This window comes from Halococcus qingdaonensis, from assembly GCF_024508235.1.
Classification (GTDB): domain Archaea; phylum Halobacteriota; class Halobacteria; order Halobacteriales; family Halococcaceae; genus Halococcus; species Halococcus qingdaonensis.
Map to the genome: position 1 here is coordinate 1,117,784 of NZ_CP101943.1, position 13,641 is coordinate 1,131,424.

Below are 13,641 nucleotides of genomic sequence, written 5' to 3' on the forward strand. Positions count from 1 at the left end.
TTCCGTCAGTTGTCGTCGTCGCCGACGAACCGGAGCGCCACGCCCGCGATGATGACGCCGACACCGGCGACGGCGCTCAGAATGGGTGGCATGGGCAGGAAAAGCAGGATGACTCCGGCGAGGATCAACCACGTCGAACGAGCGACCATACCCGGAGTCCACGCGCGGCCCACATACCGTTTGTGGTCGCTCAACAGAAGTTCTGGGTGGCGTAGACGCGCGTCCGGCCGTCGATCTGCTCGATGTGGACGCCGATGGCTTCGTTCTCCCAGTACGGTTTGAGCAGGTTCTTCCGGTGGCTCGTCGAATTCATCCAGCCATTGACGATGCCGCGGGCGAGTTCTTCTTGAGTGTCGTACTGCACCGTGCGATTGTCCATCGAGACCGGTGCGTCGTAGTAGGTGTAGAGGATGTTCTCGCCGCCGGTCGCGTACCGGAGGGTGCCCGTCTTGACGCGACACTGGTAGTCGAAGCGCCGGTAGCGATCCGCGAGCGTCTCGCCGTCGGGGCCCACGTGCGAGAAGTAGCTCCGATCGGCCATGTCGGTGCTGTGATAGCGCGCGACCGGCCGGAGATCGGTGTCGAACGACAGGTTCGACTTGCCGCGCTCGGCGCGCTCCTCGTTGACGTTTCGATGGACGAGATATTCGAGTTCGGTGCCGTTGAGCTCGCTCGTGTTTGATGCCGAAACGGTTGACGCGTTCGTGCCCGCACCGGCCGTTCCGCCCGATCCATCGGCTCCATCGTCGACGATGCTGCCGATACCGCCGACCCCGCCGGCGCTGTCGTTATCGACGGCACCGAGCGCGCCGATGTCGCCCACGTCGGCCGGCACGCCGAGATCGCCGAGCAGGCCGTTCACGTCCCCACCGGCCGGGAAACCACCGAACGCGATGCTGGCGGCGAAGACGACGACGGCGACCACGAACGCGACGCGGACGAGGAGCGACAGCAGCCACCCGAGCGTCCGGAACAACCACCGGAACATCACTCACGGGTTGGCCCTCGGCGAGTATGTATCTGTCCCCCTGCTCAACTGTCGGACAGAAGTACGTGCAGAATCGATTCCGAGAACCCACTGCAACGAGCGGATGTTCGTTCATGGGTTCTCGGCCAGTTCTGTCCGACAGTATCAGATGGCCAACACGCCGGCGTCGAGGCGGTCGGTCGGTCGGCTGCTCCGCCATCGGACGGGGCTCCCGCCACACTCGACGCGCTCGTCGGGGCCCGACGAGCCGACGAACCGCACGACCAGACAGTACACCTGTGAGCGTTCGCGGTCGGTTTCGTCGCCGACACCGATGATCGTGATTCGCTCGACGGACTCGATCGAACAGGTGATGCCGGTCGCTTCGCGGACGTTCCGCTTCGCGCCCGATTCGAGCGATTCGCCGGGTTCGACGGGCCCGCGCGGGCAAGCCCACTCGTCTTGGTCGTCGCGGATCAGGAGGACTTCGTCGGCGTCGTTAGTTACGTGGACGCCCGCGATCGCCCGCTCGATCCCGTCGGCGTCGGCCGCCCGCTCGTAGCGCGTCGGGGAGACGGTCCAGCCGAGCTGGTGGACCGGTGCGGAGCCGTAACTCTCCTCCAACCGGTCGAGCTGGTCCGTCACCCACTGTTCGGACCGTTCGGCCTCGTTCATATCACGACACGACGTCGACTCACAATAAAAACGGAGGTTCGTTCATCACTTTGTGAACACCTTTCACGCCGTTTTCAGCGATTTTATTCATCCCGTATGACTCGTCAGACGTGCTCGGCGAGGAAGTCGGCGATCGCGGTGTAGGCTTCGATGCGGTTGTCGCGCTTGACGATGCCGTGACCCTCGTCGTCGAAGATCAATGTTTCGACGGGGACGCGCTCGCCGACGCGCGCGGCGACCTGCTCGGCCTCGCCGACGGGCACTCGTGGATCGTTCTCGCCGTGCAGGACGAACAGCGGCGCGTCGATACGCTCGATGCTGGTGAGCGGACTGATCGACTCGAGGAGTTCGCGGTCGTCCGCCAGCGAGCCGTACTCAGCCTCGCGCAGCGCGCGCCGCCAGGAGCCGGTGTTCTCGAGGAAGGTCGTGAAATCGGCGATGCCGACGATGTCCACGCCGGCCGCCCACAGGTCGGGATACTCGGTGAGCGACGCGAGCGTCATGAACCCGCCGTACGAACCGCCCATCACCGCGATACGTTCGGGGTCGACGGCCGGCTGCTCGTGGAGCCAGGCGACGCCGCGCTCGATGTCCGCGACCGAGTCCATCCGCTTGTCCCGGTCGTCGAGATGCGTGTAGGCCTTCCCATACCCCGTCGAGCCGCGCACGTTCGGCTCGAAGACCGCGTAGCCCACGTCGAGGAGATACTGCGTGACGGGGCTGAACGAGGGCCGGCGCTGGCTCTCGGGTCCGCCGTGGATGTCGACCACGACCGGTGTTTCGCCCTTTTCGACATCGGCCGGCAACGAGAAGAAGGCCGGGATCTCTCGACCGTCGAAACTCTCGTACCGGACGAGCTCCGGCATGCGGAACGATTCGCGATCGAGACCTGCAGCCGAGGCGTTCGTCCAGCGCTCGCTCTCGCCCGTCTCGACGTCGACGACGTGGACGTTCGTATTCTCGCGGCGACCGGTGACGGTGACGGCGAAGCGCTCGGCATCGGCGTCGAAGGCGACGCCGCCCGCGACGCCCTCCGGTAGATCGGGTGTGGGGAACTCCTCGATCCCGTCGTCGGCGAGCCTGCCGACGGTGAGGTCGGTGTAGCCGTCGACGTTGCGTGCGTACACCAGCCGGCCGGTGTCCTCGTCGAGCGTGATCCCCTCCACGTTCCAGCCGTCACCGTCGGCGACGATTTCGAGGTCGCCCGATCCGAGATCGAGTCTGGCGAGCGAGAGCGTGTCGTACTCGCGGTCGGTCACGAGATAGAGCGCGTCGCCGTCCGGGCTCCATGCCGGATCGAGAAATCGCACGTCGCCGTCGTGTGGCGTGACGTGGTCGATTTCCTGAGTGTCGAGATCGAGCACGTAGAGGTTCTGATCGAAGCTCGACTGCGATTCGCTCACGAGCAGCCGGTCGTCGCTCGGCGAGAACCCCGCGACCGTGAGCCAGCCGTCACCCTCGTGGACGCGCGTGGCGTCGTCACCGGTCTCTGTGCGTCCCTGCGTGTAGACGTCGAAGACGGATTTGTCGCGTCGGTTGGCGGCGAAGGCGAAGCGCTCACCATCGTGGCTCCAGCCGCCCCAGCGATGCTTCGTGTCGGGATCGTCGGTGAGCGGCTGGATCTCGCCGTCCGGGGCGAGCCGGAAGAGCTGTGCGCGCTCGTTGCCACCCTCGTCCATGCCGAAGATCAGCTCCTCGCGCTCGGGCGAGAACGCGGCGGCGGTGACGCGCTCGTCGGAGAAGGTGCGCTGATCGGGCCACCGGCCGGGTTCCGAGAGCGACCAGACCTGTGGCGTGCCCGTCGCGTCGAACAGGAAGGCGAGATCACCGGCGGGTGAGAAGCTCGCGCCGTAGGCGCTACGGATGTTGAGATAGCGTTCGATCGATCGCATGCCGTTCGGTTCCGCACTCGAGCGCAAATCCCTTCGGGTCGCGGCGGCGCACACCTGTTCTCACGAAAAACTCGTCAGCAGAATATCGGTAAACGAACGGAGAAGACAGATAAGGCAACGGTCCCTATTGACGGCGACCGTGATCGAACCGGGGCCGGAATCGGAGTCGGGGCTGCTCGACCGCGAGGGGCTCTCGAACGTCGAGAAGTGGTTAGCGCCCGCCGTCGGCGTCGTCGTCGTGCTCGTCCTGCTGGCGGGCGTGGGCTTTCTCGTCACCGACTATCTCGGCGGCAGTCCGAGCGGCCCGAACGACGCCGACCGCGCCGGCGTGGCCGCTCCAGGGAACAACACGACGATCCCCGCGACCACCACGAACGCCACGGCGACGACCGCCCAGCCGACGGCAACGATCGTAGAGACGACCACGACGGCGACGCCGACTCCGACACCGACGGCAACCGACACGCCAACGGACACGCCGACACCGACCGATACGGACACCCCGACGCCGACCGAAACCGACACAGCAACGCCGACCACGACGCCAACGCCGGAACCGACGGCCACGGCGACGCCGACGTCCGAGGCGACCGAGACACCGACGGAGACGCCCACGCCGACCCCGACGCCGACCGAGACGGCAACCCCCACGGAAACGCCGACGGCAACCGAAACGCCGACGCCAACTGATACACCACCACCTGAAGCGGCCGCCCAGAGTGAGACGGAGACGACCACCCAAACGACGACCGACGAACCGACAACCGAAGCCGAAACCCAACTCACGACGGATTCTGCGACGACCACGACATCGACAGCGACGGCCACGGACACGCCGACAGCAGAGGCGGCCGAAACCCCTTCTTCGACGGAATCGTCGACCGCGACGCCGACTTCGACGCCAACCGCAACGCAGACGCCGACAGCTACCGTGACCGAGACGTCGACACCAACTCCAACTGACTCGGCAGCGACGGCCGCGACCGCCGAGACAACGAGTCAGACGGCAGAACCGACGACGCAGACGGCGGAGCCAACGACAGAACGCACGACGACAGCAACGCAGACGGCAACCACGACCACGACCGCGACGCGTCGTTCCGCAACGACGGCCTAATCGTGTGATCCGTCGAATTCGTTCGGTGCGTTCGCTGCCTCGCTGACGCCGACGGCGGCGACGCTCTCGGCGACGTCGTGGACACGGACGATGTCCGCACCGCGCTCGGCGGCCAGTGCGCTCGCGGCCACCGTCGCCGACAGGCGCTCGCTCGCCTCGCTGCCGACGAGATCGAACATCGACTTGTGCGAGTGGCCGAACAGGATCGGGCAGTCGAGCGCGCGGAACTCGCCCAGTCGGTCGAGGATCGCGAAGTTCTCCCGCTTGCTCTTGCCGAAGCCGATGCCGGGGTCGACGATGATCTGCTCGCGATCGAGGCCTGCCTTCTCGGCGAGCAGCACGCGCTCGCGCAGTTCGCGGATCGTGTCCTCGACCACGTCGTCGTATTCGATGTCGGCATCGGGATCGACGGGCGCGTCGATGCTGTGCATCACGACGAGCGGGCAGTCGTAGTCGGCGGCGACGAACCGCATCTCCGGATCGTCGAGCCCCGTGACGTCGTTGATGATATCCGCGCCGGCATCGAGCGCTGCGCGCGCGACCGCCGCCTTCCGGGTGTCGATCGAGACGAGAGCGTCGAGTTCGGCGATGCGCTCGATGACGGGCACTACCCGATCGCACTCCTCATCGTCCGAGACGGGTTCCGCGCCCGGGCGGGTGCTCTCGCCACCCACGTCGATGATGTCGACGCCTTCGTCGATCATCGTCTCGGCCTGCTGGACCGCCTCTTCCGTAGTATCGAACTCACCACCATCGTGGAAACTGTCGGGTGTCACGTTGAGAATGCCCATCACCGCCGTCCCCTCCTCCCAGGGATAGCCGTGCTTTTCGGGTGCGACACCGATCGAGAGCGCCTCACGGATGTCGTTGGCGAGCGGTGCCAACCCGTAGGGCTGGCCGGCGAGCTTCTCGGTGAGGCGTTTGAACTGCGCGAGCGTGGCGAGCATGAGCACGTCGAGCGACTCCTCGTCCTGGTCGTTGAGCCCCGAGATCGAACACTCGCCGCCGAGTGAGAGCAGCTCTTCTTTGAGATACTGTGCCTGTCGCGGGCGCACGCGGGTCTTCAGCGCTCGATGGACGGCCTTGCCGCGCATCCGATAGGCCCCCGCGTCGGTGACGTGCGTCCCCTTGATCGCGCGCCGGGCGTCGTCGAGTCCGTCGATTTCCTTGGGCACGTCGAGGCGACTCCAGCGCGTCCGTGCCTCGCGAACGACGTAGAGCGAGCCACAGACGAGCACGCAGTCGTCCGGCTCGGCGTCATCGAGAGCGGTCTGGAGCGCGTCGGTGACGTCGCTGCGGGTATCGACGCGACTGTCGTCGAACACCTCCGCGAGAACCGCGTTGTCTTCGGCGCGCGGGACGTCCGGCCGGCAGGCGACGACGTGTTCGGGCGTCGGCAGTGCATCGACCATCCCCTGGTGATCCTTGTCCGCGAGCGCGCCGAACACGAGGTGGAGGTCCTCGAAATCGAACTCGTCGAGCGTGTCGGCGAGGCGCTCGCACGCGCCGGGGTTGTGCGCACCGTCGAGCACGACCAGCGGATCGCGTTCGAGCACCTCGAACCGACCGGGCCAGTAGGCCGCGCGCAGGCCGCGCGCAAGCGTTTCCTCGCCACACTCGATGTCGAATTCGCCGGCGACCTGTTGGGCGAGCGCCGCCGCGATGCCGGCGTTCTCGGCCTGATGGGCCCCAAGAAGTGAGAGTCGGGTTTCGACGGTCCAGTCCCGGCCGGAGAGCCGGATGGCGTTCTCGACGCCCGTTCGGCCCTCGTGTGTCACCGAGACGTCGCCGTCCGAGCCGACCGTCACGGCGTCGCCAGCGCTCTCCTCGATCGCCGCGCGCGCGTCGCCGGTCGCGGCGGTCACAATGCTGTTTTCCTGGGGTGCGACGGTGGCCATGTCACGGCCGATCTCCGCAACTGTGTCGCCGAGCATGTCGGTGTGTTCGAGCGTGACGCTGGTGATGGCGCTGGCCACCGGATCGACGACGCTGGTCGCGTCGTAGCGCCCACCGAGACCGACTTCGAGCACGGCGACGTCGACCGACTGGCGGCGGAACTCCCACAGCGCCATCCCCGTGACGACCTCGAAGAAGGTGGGGGCATCGCCGTCGGCGGCCCGCTCCAGGACGTAGGGACGGATCGTTGCGACGTAGTCGGCGAGCGCGCTCTCGGAGATCATGCGGCCGCCGACGCGGACGCGCTCGCGAACGGAATCGAGATGCGGCGAGGTGTAGAGACCGACGTCGAGACCCGCTTCCCGGAGCACCGATGCGACCATCCTCGCCGTGCTCCCCTTACCGTTGGAGCCGGCGATCTGGACGAACGCGATCCCCTCGTGTGGATCGTCGAGAACGGAGAGTAGGTCGTCGGTGGCGTCCAGGCCCGGGCGGGGCGGATACCGACGCAGGTCGAAGAGGAAGTTTGCCGCCTCGTGGAACTCCATATCTGACACCGGTGGGGCCGTGGTTTGAGCGTATCGGACGTTCCCGTTCACCGCTCGCACGACGACCGGAATCGACATGGAAACCGGTGTTCACCACGACAGGCCGTTTTCCGTCCTGACGCGCGAGAGTCAGCAGTACGACGACAGCGCCTCGTAGGCTTCGCTGGCGGCTCGATCCGGTTCGTCGGGATACGTGTAGAGTTCGAGCGTGGCGAATCCGCCATACTCGATATCGTCGAGCGCGTCGAAGATCGCCCGGAAGTCAAGATCGCCCTCGCCGGGGATGCGGTGGTAGTGTTTGCCGCGGACGCCGCCGACGATGTCCTCCAGATGGACGCCGGTGATGTGACCTGCACACCGCCGGATCGTCTCCGCAGGATCTTCTCCGTAGACGGCCGCGTGGCCGACGTCAAGGTTGACCCCGAGCGCGTCGTGACCGACGTCCTGGATCAGTTCCAGGACTTCCTCGGTGCACTCGACGAGCAGCTCGGGCTCGTACTCGATGCCCACCTCGACGTCGCGCTCGTCTGCGTATTCACAGATCGTGTCGAGCGAGTCGAGCAGGTACTCGTAGGCCCGATTCGGCGGATTGCCGGGCAGCGGGCGACCGGTGGCGAGACAGACCGCCGGCGCGCCGACCTCGTCGGCGAGGTCGATGGCTCGCTTCGTGTAGTCGATGCGCCACTCGCGTCCCTCGTCGTCGGCAGTGACGACGCTTGGATCGAAGAAGGACGATGGCGGCACGTCGTCGTAGTAGCCCGTCGCGGTGTTCGCGTTGATGTTCGAGACCTCGATGCCCGTATCGTCAAGCACTGTTGACAGCTCATTTCGGTCGTCCTCGCCGAAATCGGGGAAGAAGGCGTGCGGCTCGTCGCCCAGGATCTCGACGCCGGCGTAGCCGTGGTCGGCGATGCGTTCGATCGCGTCCGGCAGCGCGTGGCGCGTGTAGGCGTTCGTCGAAAATGCCAGTTCGACCATGACGAAGGCAGGGCCGGCCTCCCGAAACACCTTCCGACGGCGCTACGAGACGTCGAACAGGCGGGAGAGGCCGACCGCGGGGATGAGAAAGGCGAGGACGGCGAGCGCCCAGCCGACGCCCGCGAGCGCCGCGAACGCCGCGTCGAGCACGACGAGCGCGAGGACACAGGTCCCGACCGCCGGGCCGACGGTATCCGGTCGAGGGGTCGCGTACGCCGGGCCGAGCGCGCGCCCGGTCCACACCAAGAAGCCGCCGGCGAGTCCGACGGCGAACGCGAACCGGACGAGCGACGGCCCCAGGGTTACGACCGCCGCGAGAACCCCGAGAACGGCCAGCAACACGCCGGCGGCTGCCGCCGCGACCGCGCCGCGCTCGGTCGTCGTCGCCTCGTTGTCAGCCATATACGTCACGGCAGCGATATACAGCGCGATGACGATCGGGATCACGAGCGCCCACGCGGGGAGCGCGGCTGTCGATGCCGTCGCTCCCGCCGCCGTCCCGAGCAACACGTCGAGTCCGCGCGCGCTGCCCATCGCGAGAAAGCCGGCGGGACCACCCTTGAGAACGCCGTCGTAGAGTGCGATGACTGCCGCGAGCGCCGCCGCGAACAGGCCGGCTCGTGGGCCGGCCGTCCCGAGCGCGACGAGCATGCCGCCGACCAGCAGCGCCGCGCCGAGCGCGCCCGCCGTCCGCCGTGGAACCCTGCCCGACGGGATCGGGCGTTCCGGGCGCTCGCGTGCGTCGATCGGCGCGTCGAAGTAGTCGTTCAGCGTCGTGCCGCCGGCGTACAGCAGCGTCGACGCGACCGCGAGTCCGACGAGCGCAGGTATCGAAATCCTTCCACCGATGGCGGCGACGAGCGCACCACCGAGCAGGACGTCCGGCGGTGCGCTCGCGAGGTTCGGAACGCGCACCAGCGCCGCGTAGGCCGCGAGTTTCCCGCGCGATTCGGCCTCGCACGCGGGCCCCTCAGATCCACCCACCGTCTTCAAGATAGGCCATCGCCTCGCGGGCGGTCTCGGCCGCCGTCTCCTCGTAGGGGTAGAGCTCGATCGTCACGAACCCGTCGTACTCCCGCGAATCGAGTGCATCGAGAAACTCGTCGATCGGTAGTGCGCCGTCACCGAGCTGGGTGTGTTCGTGGCGGCGGTCTGCGGGGATGTCCTCCAGATGGATGTGATCGGTGTACTCCGCGAGCCGGTCGAACGCTTCGATGGGATCTTCGCCGACGCTGAACAGATGGCCCGCGTCGAAGTTACAGCGAATTCGTGGGTGGTCGATGCGCTCGGCGAACTCCAAGAACTCCTCCGAGGTCTCGATGAGGAGGTCCGGTTCGGGTTCGACGTGCAGGTCCACACCCACCTCCTCGGCGACCGGGAGGACCTCTTCGAGGCTCTCGACGAACGTCTCGACGGCCCACTCGCGAGATTTTTCGTCCGGGATAGGGCCACCGGGTTCGATCGAGATATATCCATGTCCGAGCGCGGCTGCCGTCCGGAGGGCGGCTTTCGTGTAGTCGATGCGCTGCTGGCGGTAGTCCGTGTCCGGCTCGATGTAGGAGGGATGGTGGAACCCCTCGATGGCGGTCAGCATGAACGCGTTGCAGTTGCCGATGGCGAGATCGTTCGCGGCGAGCGCTTGACCGATCTCCTCGATATCGTCCTCGCTCGCCTCGGGCGGGTAGAGATGTGGCTCGTCGAACAGCAGTTCGATGCCATCGTAGCCCGCGTCGGCGACGATCTCGATCGCCTCGCGCGCGTCGTACTCCCGAAAGGCGTTCGCGGAGAACCCGAACTTCATCGCTCGTAGGTGAAGTTCGGCGACTGATCGAAGAACTCGTAGGGGTTGTCGAAGACGACCTTCTTCACGTCCTCGCGCTCCCAGCCCCGATCGAGCATCTTGTCGCGCGCCTTCGGCACCGCGAGCGGGTCAGAGGGGTCCCAGTCGGCGGCGCTGTTGAAGAGCATCTTGTCGGTGCCGTACTCCTCCAGGAGGTCGATGGCCGCCTCGTCCTCGATCTTGCCGGGGTAGAGCGTGAAACCGACCCAGCAGTCCGTGGTGAGGGAGGTCTCGATCGTCTCTGCGGTGTTGTGATCGATGACGATGCGCTCCTGAGCGACACCTTCGTCCTCGATGATGTCGACGATCCGCTCGGTGCCCGCGAGCTTGTCCGTGTGCGGCGTGTGGATGATGACGGGGAGTTCGCGTTCCTCGGCCATCCGCAGCTGGGTGCGAAACGCCCACTCCTCGTCGTCGGTGCCTTGATCGAACCCGATCTCGCCGAGGCCGACGACGTTCTCGCGGTCGAGATACTCCGGCAGGCGGTCCAGAACTTCTTCGGCCATCTCGCGGTAGTTCGCCTCCTTGGGTTCCAGCCCGATGGTGACGTAGTGATCCATCCCGCCGGCGCGCTCGGCACGCGCGGTCTCGAAGTCGATGATCTGCTCGAAGTAGTCGAAAAACGAGCCCGCGTGCTGTTTGTCCGTGCCGCTCCAAAACGCGGGTTCGATGCAGCACTCGATGCCAGCCCGACGCGCCCGTGCATAGTCGTCGGCCGAGCGCGAGACCATGTGCATGTGCGGATCGATGATCTCCATAGCCGCGAGTGGGTGCCGGACGCACTACTATGTACTGATCGTACATTCTCGGGTCTCGATCCGGCATCCATTGCGGCGGATCGGCGTGCGAGGGATGAGCGAGGAGCGTAGCGACGAGCGAATCGGTTGGGGAGGTATGTGGGCTGTTGCGGTTCTCACTTGAGTCAGATCCGTCGCGTCGGAGTTGGCTGCTACAAGGATTCAGTCGATCATCCTTCAAAAGATCAGGTCGATAATCGGACAGTTCGGTGCCGACATCACAAAGTAGGTGTGTCTCGGAACCCTGGTTTCAGGGGATGCAGCGACGGACTTCCGAGCCGATCGGAAAACAGGGGAGCGAATCGCAATCGAGTCGGGATGGACGAGCGAACGTCACGACGGTCGGGTGGTCGCGATGAGCGCGAGCATCGGCGTCTGGCTCGTCGGCGCGCGCGGGAACGTCGCCACGACGGCGATGATCGGTGCGCGTGCCATCGCCCACGGCGCGACCGACACGACGGGGATGGTCTCCGAGCGCGCACCGTGTACGGGACTCGACCTCCCGAAAATCGACTCGCTCGTCTTCGGCGGTCACGACGTCCAGGACGGCAGCGTCGTCGAGACGGCCGAGCGCCTCGCGGAGCGCAACGGCATTCCCGATCGCGCGACGCTCGACGCCGTTCGTGACGATCTCGACACGATCGACGAACGCATCGAGACCGGCACGGCACGCAACTGCGGGCAGGCGGTCACGGAAATTGCCGACGGGGGAATCGACGAGTCGCTCTCGTTGCGGGCGATCGTCGGGAATATTCAGGACGACTACGAGCGATTCCGCGAGGACAACGAGCTGGAGCGAGTAGTTGTGATCAACGTCGCCTCTTCGGAGCCGCTGCCGGCAGACCCCGAGAGATACGACTCGATCGAGGCCGTCGAACGTGCGCTCGACGAGGACGAACCGTTGCCGGCGAGTTCGCTGTACGCCTACGCCGCACTTGCCGGCGGCCATCCGTTCGTGAACTTCACGCCGAACGCCGCGAACGCGCTCGGTGGACTGCGCGAGCTGGCCGAGCGCGAGGGCGTTCCGCACATGGGCAAGGACGGCAAGACGGGCGAGACGCTGATGAAGTCCGCGCTCGCGCCGATGTTCGCCCAGCGCAATCTCCGGGTGCGCTCGTGGGAGGGTCACAACATCCTCGGAAACAAGGACGGCGAGGTGCTCGAAGACGATGCGAACAAAGCTGGAAAGTTGGCGAGTAAGGGCGGCGTGCTCGACGGCATCCTCGATCACGAGACCCACAACCGAGTCAGGATCGACTACACGCCCGCGCTCGGCGACTGGAAGACCGCGTGGGACGACATCCGTTTTCGGGGATTCCTCGATACCGACATGAAACTCCAGTTCACCTGGGAGGGCTCCGATTCGGCGCTCGCCGCGCCGCTCGTGCTCGATCTCGCGCGCTTGCTCGCGTTCGCCGACGAGCAGGGTGAGTCGGGATTGCAGCCCCAGCTCGCCTCCTTTTTCAAAGCGCCGCTCGGCGTCGACGAGCACGGTCTCTCGAAACAGTTCGGGATGCTCCAAGAGTACGTCGAAGCGCACGCCGCGCAGCCGACCGCCGTCGGCGCGGAGGGTGACGATGACTGACGGCGACGCGGGGCGGGCGATCGTCCTCGACGTCATCGGTCTCGAACGCGAGCACGTCGCGGCGGGGCTCGCGCCGAACATCGCCGATCTCGTGGCCGACAGCGCGCGTGCGGACCTCCAGTCGCCGTTCCCAGCCGTCACACTCCCCGTCCAGAGCACGCTCGCGACGGGCCAGTCGCCCGAAAACCACGGCGACGTGGCCAACGGCGAGTACGACCGGGAGAACGATACGGCGGCGCTCTGGGAGCGCGACAGCGAGAGCCGGGATCGCCTCTGGGAGAGCGCGAGCGAGGCGGGGCTCACCACCGGCGTGCTCTGCTTTCAGCATCTCATCGGGACGACGGCGGACGTCGCGCTCACGCCCTCGCCGATCGAGGACGAGGAGAACAATATTTTAGAGATGAACTGCTGGACGAACCCCGACGGGTTCTACGACGAGCTCGAAGCCGAGTACGGCCACTTCCCGCTCCACACCTACTGGGGTCCCGGCGCGAACGAGGAATCGACCGCGTGGATCCTCGACGCCGCCCGCGAGGCCATCGACCGCTACGATCCCGACCTGCTCTGGATCTACATCCCGTATCTCGACTACGCGGGGCTGGCCCACGGCGCGAGCAGCGACGAACTCCGCGAGGCGATCGGCGTTGCCGACGACCTCGTCGGCGATTTCCTCGACTTCCTGCGCGACGGCGAGCGCTGGGGCGAAACGGCAGTGAACGTCGTCAGCGAGTACGGCTTCCACGACGTCGACACACCCGTGTTCCCGAATCGCGCGCTGCGCGAGGCGGGACTGCTCTCGGTCCAAGACGACGGCGAGGGCGGCGAGGAGATCGACCTCCCGAACTCGCGGGCATTCGCGCTGGTCGATCACCAAGTGGCCCACGTTTACGCCGACGAGGACGTCGTCGACGAGGCGCGCGACGCACTCACCGGACTCGATGGCGTCGAGCGCGTGCTCGACGAGGAAGGGAAAGAGGAGTACGGCGTCGCCCACCCGAACGCCGGCGAGCTCGTCTGCGTCGCCGAGCGATCGGGTTGGTTCCAGTATTACTGGTGGTTCGACGACGCGAACGCACCGTACTACGCCCGCGACATGGACATCCACGCGAAACCCGGCTTCGACCCCGTCGAGCTGTTCTTCGGCGAGGAGGGGCTCGTCTCGCTCGATGCCTCGAAGGTCGGCGGCTCGCACGGCCGCGCCGACGTCGACGGGTTCTACGGGCTGGGCGGCCCGGCGGCTCCCGACTCGGTACCCGACGACGTGGACGCACGGGCGGTCGCGCCGACGCTCACCGATCTGCTCGATGTCGACGTCGAAACGGCGTTCGAACTCGACGCGCTGTAAA

12 protein-coding genes are annotated in these 13,641 nt (G+C 66.5%); 3 read left to right on the top strand and 9 right to left on the bottom strand.

Going from position 1 to position 13,641, the window contains the following annotated elements; genetic code table 11:
* Positions 1-5 precede the first annotated feature (5 nt).
* The 4 genes from NO363_RS05905 to NO363_RS05920 form a co-directional block, all read right to left on the bottom strand.
* Positions 6-149 (bottom strand): transporter, encoded by a 144-nt coding sequence (locus tag NO363_RS05905; protein WP_256687581.1) that lies wholly within the window; start codon positions 147-149, stop codon positions 6-8.
* 41 nt (positions 150-190) lie between these two features.
* Positions 191-988 (bottom strand): CAP domain-containing protein, encoded by a 798-nt coding sequence (locus tag NO363_RS05910; protein WP_256687583.1) that lies wholly within the window; start codon positions 986-988, stop codon positions 191-193.
* A 144-nt stretch (positions 989-1,132) separates the two neighbouring features.
* Positions 1,133-1,642 (bottom strand): NUDIX hydrolase, encoded by a 510-nt coding sequence (locus NO363_RS05915; protein WP_256687585.1) that lies wholly within the window; start codon positions 1,640-1,642, stop codon positions 1,133-1,135.
* Between the two features lie 104 nt (positions 1,643-1,746).
* Positions 1,747-3,534: a S9 family peptidase gene (locus NO363_RS05920; RefSeq protein ID WP_256687587.1), complete on the bottom strand. Its 1,788-nt coding sequence runs from the start codon at positions 3,532-3,534 to the stop codon at positions 1,747-1,749.
* A 139-nt stretch (positions 3,535-3,673) separates the two neighbouring features.
* Here NO363_RS05920 and NO363_RS05925 point away from each other — a divergent pair, with 139 nt between their 5' ends.
* Complete coding sequence (locus NO363_RS05925; RefSeq protein ID WP_256687589.1) at positions 3,674-4,651, top strand: AAA family ATPase; 978 nt, start codon at positions 3,674-3,676, stop codon at positions 4,649-4,651.
* On the opposite strand, the gene folP is transcribed toward NO363_RS05925, so the two are convergent.
* From folP to NO363_RS05950, 5 genes are all read right to left on the bottom strand, one after another.
* Positions 4,648-7,095 (bottom strand): dihydropteroate synthase, encoded by a 2,448-nt coding sequence (gene folP, locus NO363_RS05930; protein WP_256687591.1) that lies wholly within the window; start codon positions 7,093-7,095, stop codon positions 4,648-4,650. The genes NO363_RS05925 and folP overlap by 4 nt on opposite strands.
* A 129-nt stretch (positions 7,096-7,224) precedes the next feature.
* Positions 7,225-8,073, bottom strand: a complete 849-nt coding sequence (locus NO363_RS05935) for a sugar phosphate isomerase/epimerase family protein (RefSeq protein WP_256687593.1) — start codon at positions 8,071-8,073, stop codon at positions 7,225-7,227.
* A 42-nt stretch (positions 8,074-8,115) separates the two neighbouring features.
* Positions 8,116-9,057 carry a UbiA family prenyltransferase gene (locus NO363_RS05940; protein WP_256687932.1) on the bottom strand — a complete coding sequence of 314 codons (942 nt, stop codon included), beginning with the start codon at positions 9,055-9,057 and terminating at the stop codon, positions 8,116-8,118.
* A complete protein-coding gene (locus NO363_RS05945) occupies positions 9,044-9,874 on the bottom strand; it encodes a sugar phosphate isomerase/epimerase family protein (RefSeq protein WP_256687595.1) in 831 nt (276 codons plus the stop codon). Before NO363_RS05945 ends, NO363_RS05940 begins: the two co-directional genes overlap by 14 nt.
* On the bottom strand, positions 9,871-10,671 hold the full coding sequence (locus tag NO363_RS05950) for a TatD family hydrolase (protein ID WP_256687596.1): 801 nt from the start codon (positions 10,669-10,671) through the stop codon (positions 9,871-9,873). Before NO363_RS05950 ends, NO363_RS05945 begins: the two co-directional genes overlap by 4 nt.
* Before the next feature lie 394 nt (positions 10,672-11,065).
* On the opposite strand from NO363_RS05950, the gene NO363_RS05955 reads away from it, so the two are divergent.
* Both NO363_RS05955 and NO363_RS05960 read left to right on the top strand, forming a co-directional pair.
* Entirely contained in the window at positions 11,066-12,295 is a 1,230-nt protein-coding gene (locus NO363_RS05955; RefSeq protein WP_256687598.1) for an inositol-3-phosphate synthase, read from the top strand.
* On the top strand, positions 12,288-13,640 hold the full coding sequence (locus tag NO363_RS05960) for an alkaline phosphatase family protein (protein WP_256687600.1): 1,353 nt from the start codon (positions 12,288-12,290) through the stop codon (positions 13,638-13,640). Before NO363_RS05955 ends, NO363_RS05960 begins: the two co-directional genes overlap by 8 nt.
* Position 13,641: the final 1 nt, after the last annotated feature.

Coding starts and splice junctions, on each gene's coding strand:
- NO363_RS05905 (WP_256687581.1), bottom strand. CDS start 149: ATGGTCGCTCGTTCGACGTGGTTGATCCTCGCCGGAGTCATCCTGCTT.
- NO363_RS05910 (WP_256687583.1), bottom strand. CDS start 988: ATGTTCCGGTGGTTGTTCCGGACGCTCGGGTGGCTGCTGTCGCTCCTC.
- NO363_RS05915 (WP_256687585.1), bottom strand. CDS start 1,642: ATGAACGAGGCCGAACGGTCCGAACAGTGGGTGACGGACCAGCTCGAC.
- NO363_RS05920 (WP_256687587.1), bottom strand. CDS start 3,534: ATGCGATCGATCGAACGCTATCTCAACATCCGTAGCGCCTACGGCGCG.
- folP (WP_256687591.1), bottom strand. CDS start 7,095: ATGGAGTTCCACGAGGCGGCAAACTTCCTCTTCGACCTGCGTCGGTAT.
- NO363_RS05935 (WP_256687593.1), bottom strand. CDS start 8,073: ATGGTCGAACTGGCATTTTCGACGAACGCCTACACGCGCCACGCGCTG.
- NO363_RS05945 (WP_256687595.1), bottom strand. CDS start 9,874: ATGAAGTTCGGGTTCTCCGCGAACGCCTTTCGGGAGTACGACGCGCGC.
- NO363_RS05950 (WP_256687596.1), bottom strand. CDS start 10,671: ATGGAGATCATCGATCCGCACATGCACATGGTCTCGCGCTCGGCCGAC.
- NO363_RS05955 (WP_256687598.1), top strand. CDS start 11,066: ATGAGCGCGAGCATCGGCGTCTGGCTCGTCGGCGCGCGCGGGAACGTC.
- NO363_RS05960 (WP_256687600.1), top strand. CDS start 12,288: ATGACTGACGGCGACGCGGGGCGGGCGATCGTCCTCGACGTCATCGGT.